Genomic DNA, 14,331 nt, shown 5'->3' on the forward strand with positions numbered 1-14,331 from the left:
ATCATTTCCTGAGCGCGGCGACTCCGCCGCGAACGAAGGCCAGCACGTCGTCCAACAGCGCGTTGAACGGCGAATCACCCCTCGCGGCGCGCGCGTTGGCCTCCAGCAGCGCCACGGTGGTCGTCTCGGCGGCGAGCCGGACGGCCAACGAGTCCGCCGGGATGGCGAACTCCTCGGCGAACGCCGTGGCCACGGCGTCGGTCAGCGGGCGCACATGGCCGCGCTCCAGCGCCCACAGATCCGGGTCGCGGGCGATGGCGGCCTGCCGCAGCCGGGCGAAGTCCGGCCCATCGGTCACCCGCGCCCGGACCGTTGCACTGGAGACCGGGTCCTGCAGCGACGCCTCGACCCGCGCCCAGTCGCCCACGGTGGCGACCACACACGCGCCAGGTTCGCGGGCGGCGAGGCGGGTGACGAGGCGCGCGATCGCATCCTCATAGGCCGCGAATACGATCCCTTCCTTGCTGGGGAAGTACGTGGAAACGGTCCGCGGGGAGACCTCGGCACCCTCGGCGATCGCGGCCAGCGTCGTCGCCGCAAAGCCATCGCGGGCGAAGAGCTCGAGGGCCACCCGCGCGATCGTCGCTCGAGTCCGCTCCTTCTTGCGCTCCCTAAGTCCAGTGGTTTCCACTGGCTCCCACGCTACCCGGTGAGCACATTTGAAGGCAAATTTACAGTGGTTAGCAATTTTGCCGATGCTTGTTGGGTTAGTCGGAATCCGCTACTGATCCTGTGAGCACGTTGTCATGCCTCAGTAACTGCCGCACTTGATCGAAGAACTCGTCAGCGCCAAGGGCTTCTCTCCGGAGCCCGATCACGGCGCGCTCATCACCGGCCTCCTCGACGCGGTCGCGTCGGATGCCGTCCCCGCCGGAACGCTCGCAAACGTCGGCGCAGAGCGGATCTCCGCGATCGTCGGTGACGCCTGCATCGTGTCGCTGCTGAGTGGGCGCAACCTCACCCCGGTCGCGATCTCGGATGCCTGCTCCGAAGCGGCCGCCCTGCTCTCACCCCTGCTGGGACAGCGTCACCCCGCCGGAACGCGGCGTGAAGTTTCGGCGTACGTTGAGAGGTTTGGGCTGGGCGCCGAGTTCATGGCTCCGATGCGGGCGCGCGGACGGATCCTCGGGCAGGTCGAGGTGCTGCGGCGCGGCGACTCGCGCCCGTTCGCGCCCGCCGAGCTGCGCTTGATCCAGACCGTCGCGGATGTGATCGCCCTCGGCCTGGACGAGTCGGTGACGATGGCCCCGCCGCCGGACCCGGCCGACGCGGACCTTCCCGCGCCCGACCGGCTCAGCCGCCGCGAGCGCGAGGTGCTCGCGCTGCTCGCGCTCGGGCACACCAACCGCGAGATCGCCGAGCAGGTCCACCTCAGCGTGCGCACCGTCGAATGGCACCGCGCGCGCATCCAATCCAAGCTCCACGTCACCGGCCGCGCGGCACTCGCGCAGGTCGCCCGCGCGTATGGACTAGTTGGCGGCACAGCGCTCGATCGCGTGGAGTAGGTTCGTGGCTGAGGCTCCGCGGAGTATGGAGATCGGCTCCCACCTGCAGCGGATGAGCTGCTACTGCGCGCTCATGGCTGAGCGTCTAGGCCTCGACGCGGACCTGATTCGCATCGCCAGCCGGCTCCACGACGTCGGGATGGCCGCCGTCTCGCACGCCGTCACCGGCAAGCCCGGCCCGCTCACGCCGAGCGAGCGGCGGGAGCTCGAGGGCCACCCGGCGCTCGGGCACGCGATGCTCGCGGGCTCCGGCGTCGTGCTGCTGGACACCGCCGCCGAGATCGCGCTCACCCACCACGAGCGCTTCGACGGCGCCGGGTACCCGCGTGGCCTCGCCGGCGAGGAGATCCCGATCACGGGGCGGATCGCCGCGGTGGCGGACACCTTCGACGCCCTGACCACCGACCGCAACTACCGCGGCGCCGGGACGATCGAGGGCGCGGTCGAGGTCCTTAAGGCCGAGCGCGGCCATCACTTGGACCCACGGGTCGTCGACACGTTCCTGGCCGCGCTCGACGAGGCCATCGCAATCCGCGCGCGGTACCCGTCGCCGCCGGAGGAGCAGCCGGCGCCGTTGCCGGAGGACAAGCAGATCACGCTCCAGGCCGCCGCCGCGACGCTGGCGATCTCCCCCAGCCGGCTACGCCGCTGGGCCGACGAGGGCCGGATTCCGAGCGTCCGCACCACCGGCGGGCACCGCCGCTTCTCGCTCGCCGCCGTCCGCCGCCTCGCGGCCGAGAACGGCGTGCGCCCGACGGTCCGCCCGGTCGAGCCGCCCGCCTCGCCGCTCCCGATCCTGGCCGAGAACCTCCGCGCCCACGGCCGCCAACTGGCCGCGGCGGCCGCGGCGGCGATCTACCGCGAAGGCCCGCCCGGCTGGTTCGCCTCAGACGGCGCGGTCGATCACCTGCTCGACTGGATGACCGACCTCGGTGCCAGCTGCGAGGGCGGCGTCTACGTGCTCGCGCTGCAGAGCACCACCTCGCTGATGCTGCGCGCCCAGGGCCACGCCGCCAGCCTGCTCGAGCGCCACGCGTTCCTGGAGCGCTTCGGGCAGGTGTGCGTGCGCACGCTGGTGCGCACGGGCGCCGAGCGCGAGGAGATCGCCGGCACCCGCCGCCTCTTCGCGGCCCTGCAACAAGCCCTGCTCGAAGCCCGCGACTGACGTCATGCATACCAGTCGTATACCGGGGACAGTCCCCGGTATACGCGATGCATACCGCATGCATACCGGGGTCAGACCCCGGTATGCATGCGGTATGCAAGACGGCGTCGGCCGGCTTGAAGCCGGCGTCAGCCGACTTGGATGACCAGCGCGGCGCCGGTGTCGCCGGCGGCGCAGCCGGTGAAGAGGCCGCGTCCGCCGCCGCGGTCGTGCAGTGCCCAGATCAGCTCGACGATCCCGCGGGCGCCGGTCGGGCCCTGCGGGTGGCCGTAGATCAGGCTGCAGCCGAACGGGTTCATCGCGTCGACGTCGGCGCCGGTCTCGCGCGCGAACCAGAGGTCGTTGACCGCGAACGGGTTGTGGGTCTTGATGATGTCGATGTCGGAGAGCGACAGGCCGGCGTCGTGCAGCGCCGCCGAAGCCGCCGGGACCGGCGCCTTGGGCATCTCGCCCTTGCCCACGCGGGCGAAGCCGCTGGCGAGGATCCGCACCTCGGCCGGCTCGGAGGTCACGATCAGGCCCGCGCAGCCGTCGGCCGGGTGGGTCTGCGAGCCGAAGGAGACGACGCCGCCGTCGGTGACGGCCTTCAGGCCCTCCAGCGCGTCCAGCGGCGCGGGGCGGATGCCCCAGTCGGCGTCGATCTCGGTCGGCTTGCGCTTGGAGCCGACGGTGATCGGCACCATCCAGCGCTCCTGGAAGCCGTGCAGCGACGCCTCGTACTGCTCCCAGCGACGCGCGGTGACGGCGTCGACCTCGGCCTTGCTGAAGCCGCCCCGGGAAGCGACCCGCTCGGCGGTGGCGAGCATCCCCTCGCCGGTGTTGGGATCACAGCCGAAGGAGTCCAGCACCCAGTTCTCGCTCTGCGGCGTGCCGCCGGGGCCGCCGCTGCTCGGGTAGACCATGTGCGGCCCGTTGCTCGTGCGGTCGGTGAGGACGACGAGCCTCGTGCCCGTCCCACCCGCCGCGGCGGCGTGGACGGCGGCGACCGAGGTCGCGCACGCCTGCATGATCAGCGGCCCGGACACGGCGCCGAGGCCGAGGCGGGCGGCGAGCGTCGGCGCGCCGTAGAAGGACTCCTTCTGCGGCACCGTGAGCCCGAGGACGAGCTCGTCGATCTCGAAGCCGCCCCGCTCGTCCAGCGCCCGCGCGGTCACCTGCGCGGCGACGTCGAGGCTTGAGACGTCGGCCGCGGGACCCTGCCAGCGGACGAACGGCGACGACCAGGCGGCCCGCAGTGGGATGTATGCGTTCTCGAACTTCATTTCTGTTGCGACCGTACCGCAATCGTCACACGTGAGATCGCGACCAAGCGATCCTCGTCGTCGGTGTGGTCGACCTCCCACACCCACGTCGTGCGGCCGCGGTGGCGAACCCGCGCCCGCGCCGTGATCCACCCGCCCCGCGCGCCCTTGAGGAAGCTCGTGTCGTTGGACATGCCCATCGCCGCGAAGCCGTCGGCGTGCACCTGCGCGACCGTCGCCTCGGTGGCGAGCATCTCCGCCAGCGCCGCGTACGCGCCACCGTGAACGAGCCCGAACCGCTGCCGGACGCGGTCGGCGATCGGGAAGCGCGCCACCGCCTCCTCCTCGCCGATCGACACCACCTCGAACCCGAGGACGCCGTCGAGGCAGGCGTCCTCGGCGACGACCTCATCGCCGGTGGGCGGCATCCCGGGCGTGCTCATGGGCGAGATCGGCGGATCGCTGGCGAATGCAACGGTCGTCTCTGCCGGTACCCGGCAGGCGTTTGCATACTGGTTGTACGTGTGCGCCTGCCGGGGCCCGGCAGAGGCGGGCGGGGCCCGCCAGAATCCGTCGAGGTCGCCCATGAGTGCGCTACCGGCAAATCACGACCTCTTCCCCGGGCTCCATCGCGAACAGCGCCGCCACGGAAACCGCACGGCGCTCCAGCGCCGCCCGCTGGTTGACGTAGCCCTTGTCGGTGATCTCGTTGGCGTCGAGCGAGGGCGGCTCGGCGAGCAGGATCACGCGCTCCACCCGCGTCGAGGAAGCGGGGTTGGAACGGTTGTAGGCGATGAAGCGCTCGCGCAGGAACTCCGCCAACCTGGGCGAGCGCACGAGCTCCTCGGGCGTGGCGTCCGGCGCACCCGCGAGCTCGCGCGCCGCGGCGAGCTGCGGCCAGGCCAGCAGCGCCACGTAGTCACGATCGTGGCCGCAGACGACGGCGTCCATCAGCAACGGCGAGGCCGCGGCCAGCGCCGCGATGCGCAGGTTGCCGACGGACACGAACGTCCCCGTCATCAGCTTGAAGTCCTCGACCACGCGGCCGTCGAACACGAGGCCCTGGTTGGGATCGTCGGGGTCCTCGAGCTTGCCCGCGTCCCCCGTGCGATACCAGCCGTCCTCGTCGAAGGCCTTCGCGGTCGTCTCGGCCTGGCCGAGGTACCCACGGGTGACGTTCGGGCCCTTCACCCGCATCTCGAGCTTGCCCTCGACGGGCGTGAGCTTGATCTCGACGCCCGGCACCGGCACGCCGATCACCCCCGCGCGGTCGATCGGGAAGTGCGCGGCCGTGGCGAGCGGCGACGTCTCCGTCAGCCCCCAGGAGGAGGTCATCATCACCGGCTCGCCGCGCTCGGAGCGCGCGACGTTCTCCAGCCGCGTCCACAGATCCTGCGGCAGCGCGGCGGCGGCGTAGAAGATCAGCTCCAGCCGCTCGAAGAAGCGGGCGCGCAGGTCGGCGTCGCGCTCCAGGAACGGCAGCAGCGCGCCGTAGCCCGCGGGCACGTCGAAGTAGATCGTCGGCGCGATGTCGGTCAGGTTGCGCACCGTGATCGGGATCAGCGGCGGCGCGGGCCGGCCGGCGTTGATGTACAGCGTGCCGCCGCGCTTGAGGATCAGGTTGAAGTTGTGGTTGCCGCCGAAGGTGTGGTTCCACGGCAGCCAGTCGACGAGCACCGGCGGCGTGTCCTCGGTGAACGGCCAGATCTGGGCGAGGCTCTGCTGGTTGGCGACCAGCATCCCGTGGGTGTTCAGGACGCCCTTGGGCATCGCCGTCGAACCCGAGGTGAAGAGGACCTTGGCGAGGCTGTCCGGGCCGATCGCGGCGAGCGCGGCGTCCACCTCGGCCGTCGCGGGCGTGTCGGCGAGGTCGAGGAACGACGTCGCGCCGGTGCCCTTGGAGAGGACGATCTCGGCGCCGCCGAAGTCGACGGTGCTCAGCACGCCGCCGAACGGCGCGGCGTCCGCGGCGTAGACGAGCCCGGGCTTGACCAGCGCGGCGATGTGCTTGACCTTGCCGTAGTCCTGGCTCATCAGCGAGTAGGCGGGTGAGACCGGGACGACGGTCACACCCGCGAGGAAGCCGCCGAGCGTCATCAGCGCGTGATCGATCGCGTTGCCCGACAGGATCATCAGCGGCCGCTCGGGCCCGAGGTTGCGGTCCAGCAGCGCCTGCGCGATCGAAGTCGCCTTGCGGTTCGCCTCGCCCCAGGTGAGCTTGACCCACTCCCCGTCGCCGTCACGCTCGGCCAGGAAGACCTGGTCGGGACGTTCGGCCGCCCACCGCCGCAGCAGGACGCCGAGACTGGCCTCATAGGGCTCCAACGGGGTCCCCGACCGCAGGATGCGGCTCCCGTCGGGCAAGTCCTCACTGACGATGCTCGGTGCAGCCAACCGTGGCTTTACGACCGTCATGTTCTCCTCCTGTTCCCCTCACTGAACTGCACAAAGGCATCAATAGCGCCTGGGTCCAGCAACGCGCCGCGGCTGGCTACCGAATCGGCCGCCGCGCCGCGCAGGATGCGCTTCACGGGGGCTTCGAGCTTCTTGCCGGTCAGCGTGCGCGGGATCGCCGGGACGGCGGCGATCGTGTCCGGCACGTGACGGAACGACAGTTCGGTGCGCAACGCCTGTGCGATGCGGTTCCGCAGGCCGTCGTCGAGCTCGGCGACGACGAACAGCAGCAGCTCACCGGGGCCGCCCGCGTCGTCCTCGAGGTGCACGACCAGGCTGTCGGACACCTCTGAGAACTCCTCGACGACCGCGTAGAGCTCGCTCGTCCCCATGCGGACACCGCCGCGGTTGAGCGTCGCGTCGGAGCGGCCGGTGATGACACAGGTGCCTTCTGGGCTGAAGCGCACCCAGTCGCCCTGTCGCCAGACGCCCGGGTAGGTGTCGAAGTAGGCGGCGCGGTAGCGCTCGCCGCTCTCGTCGCCCCAGAGCCCGACCGGCATCGACGGCATCGGCTGCCGGATCACCAGCTCGCCCAGCTCGCCCACGACCTCGTTTCCGTCGAGGTCGAACGCGGCGGTGTCGACGCCGAGGCAGCGGCCGGAGATCTCGCCGCGGTAGACCGGCAGCAGCGGGCCGCCGGAGACGATCGCGCTGCACACGTCGGTCCCGCCGCTGCCGTTGATCAGCAGCACGTCGGGGCCGAGTTGCTCGTAGATCCAGTCATAGCCCTCGGGCGGGAGCGGTGAGCCGGCGGTGGCGACCACGCGGATGCTCGGGATGTCCGGCACTTTGAAGCCTGCCTTGCGGCAGGCCATCAGGTACGCGGGGCTGATGCCCATCAGCGTCGGCTGGGTCTCCTGGGCGATCTCCCATTGGCGCCCGAGGTCGCCGTCCATCAGCACGATCGAGCTGCCCAGCAGCAGGCCGGAAACGAGCGCGTTCCACATCATCCAGGCGGTGGTCGAGAACCACAGGATGCGCCCGCCGGGCTTGAGATCCCAGCCCAGCCCGAGGTTCTTGAGGTGCTCGAGCAGGATGCCGCCGTGGCCGTGGACGATCGCCTTCGGCAGGCCGGTCGTGCCGGACGAGAAGAGCACGTAGAGCGGGTGGTCGAACGGCACGAGCTCAAACGCGAGCTCACCCGGCGCGGACGGCAGTTCGGTCAGGACGTGCTCGAGCGTCGGCAGCCCGTCGCGGATCGCTTGCAGCTCCGCGCTGCGGTCGATCCAGCGCCCGCGGTGGAGATAGCCGTCGACCGCCAGCAGCACCTTCGGCTCGATCTGCGCGAAGCGGTCGACCACGCTGCGGGGGCCGAACTCCGGTGAGACGCTGGCCCAGATCGCGCCCAGGCCGGCGGTCGCCAGGAACGCGATCAGCGTCTCGGGGATGTTCGGCAGGTAGGCGACGACGCGGTCGCCCTTGGTCACGCCGAGGCGTTGCAGGCCCGCGCGGGTGCTCGCCACGCGCTCGCGCAGCTCACCCCACGTCAACTCGGACGCGCCGCGCTGGGCGCTGCGTGCGACGACGGCAACGCCCTCGCGCTCGCGGAGCATGTGCTCCGCGTAGTTGAGCGTCGCGCCCGGGAACCACTGCGCCCCCGGCATCTCGCGAGCGCCGAGCACCGCGGTCGGCGGCGTGTGGAAGCGGACGCCGTAGAAGTCCACGAGCGCCTGCCAGAACCCTTCGAGGTCCTCGACCGACCAGCGCTGCAGCTCCTCGTAGGTGCCGAAGCCGCAGCGATCGGCGAAGCGCCCCATCTCGAACCCGGCGCGCTCTCCCTCAGGCGGCGTCCAGAGAACCTCCACGGGCCAACGCTACAGCGCGCGCTTGACGACGACCGACTTGGTGTCCGTGTAGTAGTCCAGCGCCTCGGAGCCGTGCTCCTTGCCGTAGCCGGAGGCCTTCAGGCCGCCGAACGGCAGCTCGTCGTAGACCTTGGTCGGCGAGTTGATCCACGTGTAGCCGCAGTCGAGCTCCGCCGCGACGCGCTCGGCGGTGTTCAGGCTGGAGGTCCACAGCGAGGAGCCGAGACCGAACGGCGAGTCGTTGGCCAGCTCGATCGCCTCGTCGAGGTCCTTCACCCGCCAGATCGGCAGCGCGGGCCCGAAGACCTCCTCGCGCGCCATCGGCGAGTCGCGGCCGGGCTCGAGCACCACCGTCGGCTCGTGGAACCAGCCGCCGTCCAGGCCCTCCGGGCGCCCGCCGCCGGCGAGGATCTCTCCCCCGGACTCGGCGATCTGGCGCTCCATGATCTCCCGCTGGCGTTGCGTGTGCATCGGCCCGAGCTGGGAGTCGGCGTCGGAGCCGATGCCCACCCGCAGGCGCTTGGCCTTGGCCGCGACGGCCTCGATCACCTCGTCCGCCACGGACTCGAAAACGTACAGGCGCTTGATCGCCAGGCAGGCCTGGCCGCAGTTGTAGAAGCGGCCCATGGCGGCGGCGCTGGCGGCCTTCTTGAGGTCGGCGTCGTCGCAGATGATCATGGGATCGCTGCCGCCGAGCTCGAGCGTCACGCGCTTGGAGCCCGCCGCCGCGAGCGCGTGGACGCGCTCGCCGACGGGCGTGGAGCCCGTGAAGGCGACCTTGCGGACACCGGGGTGCTTGACCAGTGCCTCGCCGACGACCGCCCCGGCGCCGGGGACGACGTTGAGCACCCCCGCGGGCAGGCCGGCCTCGTGGAAGATCTCCGCGAGCCGCAACGTGGTGAACGGCGTCGTGTCGGCGGGCTTGGCCACGACGGTGTTGCCCGCGAGGAACGCGGGGCCGAGCTTGTTGCACAGCAGCGTCGTCGGGAAGTTCCACGGGACGATCGCGGCGACGACGCCGAGCGGGCGGCGCAGCGTGCGCGCCTCGACCCCGGGGTCGACGTTGTGGACGCTGATCCCGCGCACCTGGCGTGAGAGGCCGGCGTAGTGCTCGAGCGTGTCGGCCGCCTTGTGCAGCTCGATCTTGGCCTCGCGGATCGTCTTGCCCTGTTCGGCGACGAGGATCGGCGTAAGCTCGTCCACGTGCGCTTCGAAGGCCTCCGCGCACGCGTGGATGACCTTGCCGCGGTCGGCGTAGCCGAGCCGGGCCCAGCCTTCGAACGCCTCGCGCGCGGCCTGCACGGCGCGGTCGACGTCCTGCGCCGTCGCGTCGGTGACGCGGCCCACCAAATCCCCCGTGCCCGGATTGCGGATCTCACGATGCTCGCCGGACAGCGGTTCCGCCGTCCCGGCGATGAAGGGGCCGTGCTCGATCAGCGTCTCAATGCTCACAGGTTCTCCTCGCCAAGCGCTTGACGGTGTCCAGAGTAGACGATACGCTGGCGCTCGTCAATACTTTGTCACACGTGAGGAGAGGCATGACCGCCACCGTCGAGGAACTCGCGCCTCGCAGCGAGGACGAGGTCCGCGCGCATCTCGCCGCCGGCAAGCTGGTCGAGGGGCTGCAGCACATGTCGCCGGAGTACCTGAAGGGGATCCGGCGCATCCTCACCGTGTCCGCCGACACCGAGCTGGTCTCCGCGCCCGCGTACCTGCGCGCGGCCGCCCACGCGCCCGCGTTGAACAACTTCGGCTCCGCCGTCTCGATCATCCAGGACGAGCTCGCCCACGCCCACATCGGCTACCGCCTGCTGGGTGATCTCGGCGTCGACATGACGGCGCTGATCTACGAGCGCGAGGCCAAGGCGTTCAAGTACCCCTACGCCTTCGACGTCCCGCTGGACTCCTGGTACGAGATGGTGCTGGCCAACGCGCTGTACGACCAGGCCGGGTTCGTGCTCTTGAGCGACGTGCACCAGCACTCGACCTTCGGCCCGTGGAAGCGCGCGCTGGCCAAGGTCGACAAGGAGGAGACCTTCCATCTGCGCCACGGGCGCACGTGGGTCAAGAAGCTCGCCGCCGACCCCGAGGACAAGAAGCGGCTGCAGGCTTCGCTGGACTGGATGTTCATCCTCACGCTCGAATGGTTCGGGCTCCCGGACGCGCGCAAGAAGCACGGGATCCAGCTCGAGTACGGCTTCAAGGGCCGCTCCAACGACGAGCTGCGCCAGGACTGGATGGGGCACGTCGTGCCGTTCATGGACGAGGTGGGGCTCGAGGTGCCTGCCCACTACGACGAGGCGACCGACCGCTACGTCATCGACACGCCGTTCCCCCGCGCCTTCGACGAAGAGGCGAAGTCCTGGGGCGAGGAGATCACCTGGGAAGAGGTCATGGTCCGCTGGAAGGGCCGCGGGCCGATGAACGAGACCTACGTCGCGAAGCTGCAGAAGGGTCACCGGTCATGACGGCGACGCAGACCGTCGAAGCGCGGCTCTGGCTGGCGCTGCGTGAAGTGGAAGACCCTGAGATCCCCATCTCGGTCGTCGGGATGGGCCTGATCGTCGCCCTGGCCTGGGATGACGGCGTGGTCGACGTGCAGCTCACGTTCACCGCCATGGGCTGCCCCGCGATGGACTTCATCCAGGACGACATCCGCGAGCGCCTGCTGCAGGAGCCCGACGTCGACGAGGTCCGCATCGAGATCGTGTGGGACCCGGTGTGGACGCGCAAGATGATCCGCGAGGAGGCGCGCGAGACCATGCGCGGCCTGGGGATCGTCGCGTGAGCGGGCGCGGGAACGTCTGGGAGGTCTTCGCGCGCAAGGCCTACGAGGAGCCGCTGCATCACGTCGGCACCGTCACCGAGGAAGACGAGGACCTCGCGCTCGTCTCCGCTCGCTCGATCTATGACGAGCAGCCCTGGATCCACATGATCATCGTCCCGCGCACCGCCATCCGGGAGGCCATCAAGCCATGAGCACCGTCAGTTCGTCGACCGCGATGGCCTCGCTGGTCAGCTCGCTCGCCGACAACAAGGCCGCTCTCGGCCGGCGCTACGCCGACTGGGCCGTCTCGGCACCGACTCTGGAGTCGGCCGTCGCGGCCGCCGCGATGGCGCAGGACGAGCTCGGCCATGCCCGCTCGACCTACCCCGTGCTGAAGGCGCTGGGCACCGAGACCGACGAGGTCTCCGGCGGCGACCGCCGGATGGCATTGCTGGATTCCGATCTCCCGGACTGGAACGCGTTCATCGCCGCCAACCTGCTGGTCGACGGCGTGCTGACGACGTTCGTCGCCGCCTGCGTCGGCTCGAGCGTCGAGCAGATGGCCGCGCGCGCGAAGAAGATCCTCCAGGAGGAGGGCTCGCATCGCGTGCACGGCGAGGCGTGGGCGAAGCGGCTCTGCCGCGGCGATCAGCGGGATGCGTTCGTCGCGCGGTTGGAAGCGACCTGGGCAGAGGCGTCACGCTGGCTCGGTCCCGACGACGACCCCGCCTACGCGGCGGCGCTGGAGGCGGGCGAGATCAAGCAGACCGCCGCTCACCAGCGCGCGCTGATCCGCGACTGGCTGACCGCGATCCTGGCCGGCGAGGGCGTCTCGATCTCGCTCCCGGATCCGTCCGACTGGGACGGCTGGGACCCCGAACGCCGCCGGTGGACACCATGAGGTGCCCGTTCTGCTCCTCGCCCGCCGTCGAGCGCGTGGCCCAGTGGGGCGGCCAGATCATCACCGCCCAGTGGAAGTGCTCGGCCTGCAACTCCTACTTCGAGGCTGTCCGCGAGGATTTCGACGAGCCGGCCGGGACGCTCCCACCAGTGGGGTGATCCGCGCTCACCCGCGGGCGCCCTAGCGTCGCCCGCATGAGCGCAATCGGATACGCCGGGCAACCGTCGAGGGTCGCCACCAACACGCTGTTCGGCCGGGTCATGGGCCTCGTCGCGCTGACGGTCCTGTTCGCGACGCTCGGCGTGTACCTCGCGCGGGATCTCGGCGGGGCGGGCTGGTTCATCGCCTGGCTGCTGTCGTTCGGGTGCCTGATCGGGCTCAACGCCGCCAACGCGCGCGGGAACACCAGCCTCGCGCTCGTCCTCCTGTTCGCCTTCGGCCTGCTCGCGGGCGCCAGCGTGTCGACCACGGTCAACTACTACGCCGAGACCGACCCGATGGCGGTGCGCCAGGCGTTCGGCGCCACCGCGCTGTTCGTCGGCGTCCTCGGGGCGGGTGGGTACGCGACCCGGCGCGACCTCAGCTTCCTCTACAGGATCGCGTTCTGGCTGTTGATCGGCCTGCTGGTCGCGGGGATCGCCCTCATCTTCGTCCGCATCCCGGCGGCCTACACGATCTACTCGATCTTCGGCCTCGGGGTCTTCGGCCTCTACGTCGTGATCGACTTCAACCGCCTGCGCCGCGCCGGCAGCGCCGAGGCGATCCCGCTCGCCGCCGGGATCTTCCTCGACGTGCTCAACATCTTCCTGTTCTTCCTGCGGATCTTCGGCCGCTCCAGATGATGTAGGAATGCGCCATGCTCATGGGAACGCGCCGCCTCGCCTGCCTGCTCGCAGCATCGGCCGTGGGCATCGGAGGCGCCGTGACCCTGGCGTGGGCCTCCGGCCCGGGCGGCTGGGACCATCTCGGCGACCGCGGCACACCTGGGAGCGACTCCCTCGACCTCGTCGCCGCCGCGCTGGCGGTGAGCGCGGGCGTGCTCTACGTCGGTGGGGAGTTCACCGACGCGGGTGGCATCCCCGCGGCGGACCGGATCGCCAAGTGGAACGGCGGCAGTTGGAGCGCAGTCAGCTCGGCCGGCTCGCAGATCTCCAATGGCCGGGTGTCCGCGATCGCCGTGCACGGCGGCAAGGTCTATGCCGGCGGGAACTTCGTCAACGCCGGGGGAAACGCGAACGCCGACTTCCTCGCGGTCTGGGACGGCGCGAGCTGGCAGCCGTTCTGCACGGCGGCCGGGCCGGCGTTCACCGGCAACGTGACCAGCCTGCAGATCGTCGGCCAGGTGCTCTACGTCGGCGGGGAGTTCCTCAACGCCGCGGGCATCGCGTCCGCCGACTCCCTCCTGGCGTGCAACCTGACCGACGGCGCCTCGAGCTCGGCGGTCGCCGATCCCGCGCACCCGTTCTCCGGCCCCGTGTACGCGCTGGCGGCCGACAGCGCCGGCACGCTCTACGCGGGCGGCGGGTTCACCAACCTGCAGGACATCCCGGAGGCCGACAACGTCGCGGCCCTCCCCGCCGGAGGCACCTGGCAGGCCATGGGCACGGGCGGCGGAGCGTGTGATTGCGCGGTCAGTACGTTCGTCCGCGGCCTCACCACCATCGGGACCGACGCATACATCGGGACGGACGCGAACGACGTCGCGGGCATCTCCCAGGCCGACCACGTCGCGCGCTGGGACGGGTCGGCGTGGAGCGCCGTCGGCGCCGAGGCGTGGTTCCCGGCGGCGACCTCGATCTACGCGCTGACCAGCGACGGCTCGCACCTCTTCGCCACGGGCACGTTCCTGAACGCCGGCGGCGACGCCCGCGCCGACAACGCCGCGTTCTTCGACGGCACGGCCTGGCATCCGATCGGGTCCGACGGCGCCGGCAACGGCCCGTGGAGCGGCACCGGCCTTGCCCTGGCGCTCGTCGATCGCCAGCTGTACGCGGCCGGGAGCTTCACCAGCGCCGGCGGCGACGCCCAGGCGCACTCGGTCGCCTCATTCGGGCTCTCACAGATCATCGCCTACCCCACGCCGACCGTGACCCAAGGGCCCGGCCCGCAGCCGACGCCCACGGTGACCCAGGCCCCGAACCCGCAGCCGACGCCCACGGTCACTCCCGCTCCCCCCGCGGCGGACACCACGCCACCCGCCACCAAGCTTCGCGCCGCCCAGATCAGCCAGGCGCAGCGCAAGGCGACGTTCCGGTTCGCCTCCGGGGAGCCGGGGTCGACGTTCGCCTGCACGCTCGACGCGGGGAAACGGCGGGCGTGCACGTCGCCGAAGACCTACAAGAAGCTCAAGCCCGGCGCGCACGTGTTCCGCGTCCAGGCGCGCGATCGCGCCGGCAACCGCGATGCCACGCCGGCGGTGAAGCGGTTCAAGATCCGACGCCGCTGACTCATCGGAACCTCACGGGCTAGGGCGTCGCTAGTCTCGCCGGAGGT

At 70.9% G+C, this 14,331-nt stretch carries 15 protein-coding genes; 9 read left to right on the plus strand and 6 right to left on the minus strand.

What is annotated here, in order from left to right; genetic code table 11:
* Position 1: 1 nt before the first annotated feature.
* Positions 2-571 carry a TetR/AcrR family transcriptional regulator gene (locus OM076_RS12995; RefSeq protein WP_270040388.1) on the minus strand — a complete coding sequence of 190 codons (570 nt, stop codon included), beginning with the start codon at positions 569-571 and terminating at the stop codon, positions 2-4.
* A gap of 196 nt (positions 572-767) precedes the next feature.
* Here OM076_RS12995 and OM076_RS13000 point away from each other — a divergent pair, with 196 nt between their 5' ends.
* Together OM076_RS13000 and OM076_RS13005 are read left to right on the plus strand one after the other, a co-directional pair.
* The gene (locus tag OM076_RS13000; RefSeq protein WP_270040389.1) at positions 768-1,505 is read left to right on the plus strand and encodes a helix-turn-helix transcriptional regulator; all 738 of its coding nucleotides are present in this window, start codon (positions 768-770) and stop codon (positions 1,503-1,505) included.
* Between the two features lie 25 nt (positions 1,506-1,530).
* The gene (locus tag OM076_RS13005) at positions 1,531-2,670 is read left to right on the plus strand and encodes an HD domain-containing phosphohydrolase (protein ID WP_270040390.1); all 1,140 of its coding nucleotides are present in this window, start codon (positions 1,531-1,533) and stop codon (positions 2,668-2,670) included.
* A 128-nt stretch (positions 2,671-2,798) separates the two neighbouring features.
* Here OM076_RS13005 and OM076_RS13010 read toward each other — a convergent pair whose 3' ends face one another.
* From OM076_RS13010 to OM076_RS13030, 5 genes are all read right to left on the minus strand, one after another.
* On the minus strand, positions 2,799-3,932 hold the full coding sequence (locus OM076_RS13010; RefSeq protein WP_270040391.1) for a thiolase family protein: 1,134 nt from the start codon (positions 3,930-3,932) through the stop codon (positions 2,799-2,801).
* Positions 3,929-4,354 (minus strand): PaaI family thioesterase, encoded by a 426-nt coding sequence (locus tag OM076_RS13015; protein ID WP_270040392.1) that lies wholly within the window; start codon positions 4,352-4,354, stop codon positions 3,929-3,931. The genes OM076_RS13010 and OM076_RS13015 overlap by 4 nt, the downstream gene beginning before the upstream one ends.
* Before the next feature lie 151 nt (positions 4,355-4,505).
* Positions 4,506-6,326 carry a feruloyl-CoA synthase gene (locus tag OM076_RS13020; protein ID WP_270040393.1) on the minus strand — a complete coding sequence of 607 codons (1,821 nt, stop codon included), beginning with the start codon at positions 6,324-6,326 and terminating at the stop codon, positions 4,506-4,508.
* A complete protein-coding gene (locus OM076_RS13025) occupies positions 6,323-8,122 on the minus strand; it encodes an acetoacetate--CoA ligase (protein ID WP_272597960.1) in 1,800 nt (599 codons plus the stop codon). The genes OM076_RS13020 and OM076_RS13025 overlap by 4 nt, the downstream gene beginning before the upstream one ends.
* Positions 8,123-8,179: 57 nt before the next feature.
* Positions 8,180-9,622 carry an aldehyde dehydrogenase family protein gene (locus tag OM076_RS13030; protein ID WP_270040396.1) on the minus strand — a complete coding sequence of 481 codons (1,443 nt, stop codon included), beginning with the start codon at positions 9,620-9,622 and terminating at the stop codon, positions 8,180-8,182.
* A gap of 86 nt (positions 9,623-9,708) precedes the next feature.
* Here OM076_RS13030 and OM076_RS13035 point away from each other — a divergent pair, with 86 nt between their 5' ends.
* Genes OM076_RS13035 through OM076_RS13065 form a run of 7 tightly spaced genes read left to right on the plus strand, consistent with a single transcriptional unit; the run spans position 9,709 to position 14,284 of the window.
* On the plus strand, positions 9,709-10,638 hold the full coding sequence (locus tag OM076_RS13035) for a Phenylacetic acid catabolic protein (protein WP_270040397.1): 930 nt from the start codon (positions 9,709-9,711) through the stop codon (positions 10,636-10,638).
* On the plus strand, positions 10,635-10,958 hold the full coding sequence (locus OM076_RS13040) for a metal-sulfur cluster assembly factor (protein WP_270040398.1): 324 nt from the start codon (positions 10,635-10,637) through the stop codon (positions 10,956-10,958). Before OM076_RS13035 ends, OM076_RS13040 begins: the two co-directional genes overlap by 4 nt.
* Positions 10,955-11,149, plus strand: a complete 195-nt coding sequence (locus OM076_RS13045) for a hypothetical protein (protein ID WP_270040399.1) — start codon at positions 10,955-10,957, stop codon at positions 11,147-11,149. Before OM076_RS13040 ends, OM076_RS13045 begins: the two co-directional genes overlap by 4 nt.
* The gene (locus OM076_RS13050) at positions 11,146-11,838 is read left to right on the plus strand and encodes a Phenylacetic acid catabolic protein (RefSeq protein WP_270040400.1); all 693 of its coding nucleotides are present in this window, start codon (positions 11,146-11,148) and stop codon (positions 11,836-11,838) included. Before OM076_RS13045 ends, OM076_RS13050 begins: the two co-directional genes overlap by 4 nt.
* A complete protein-coding gene (locus OM076_RS13055; protein WP_270040401.1) occupies positions 11,835-11,996 on the plus strand; it encodes a PaaD-like zinc ribbon domain-containing protein in 162 nt (53 codons plus the stop codon). The genes OM076_RS13050 and OM076_RS13055 overlap by 4 nt, the downstream gene beginning before the upstream one ends.
* A gap of 36 nt (positions 11,997-12,032) precedes the next feature.
* Positions 12,033-12,680, plus strand: coding sequence for a Bax inhibitor-1/YccA family protein (locus OM076_RS13060; RefSeq protein WP_270040402.1), 648 nt, complete (start codon positions 12,033-12,035; stop codon positions 12,678-12,680).
* A 14-nt stretch (positions 12,681-12,694) separates the two neighbouring features.
* The gene (locus OM076_RS13065) at positions 12,695-14,284 is read left to right on the plus strand and encodes a hypothetical protein (protein WP_270040403.1); all 1,590 of its coding nucleotides are present in this window, start codon (positions 12,695-12,697) and stop codon (positions 14,282-14,284) included.
* Positions 14,285-14,331: the final 47 nt, after the last annotated feature.

It is taken from the genome of Solirubrobacter ginsenosidimutans, assembly GCF_027587205.1.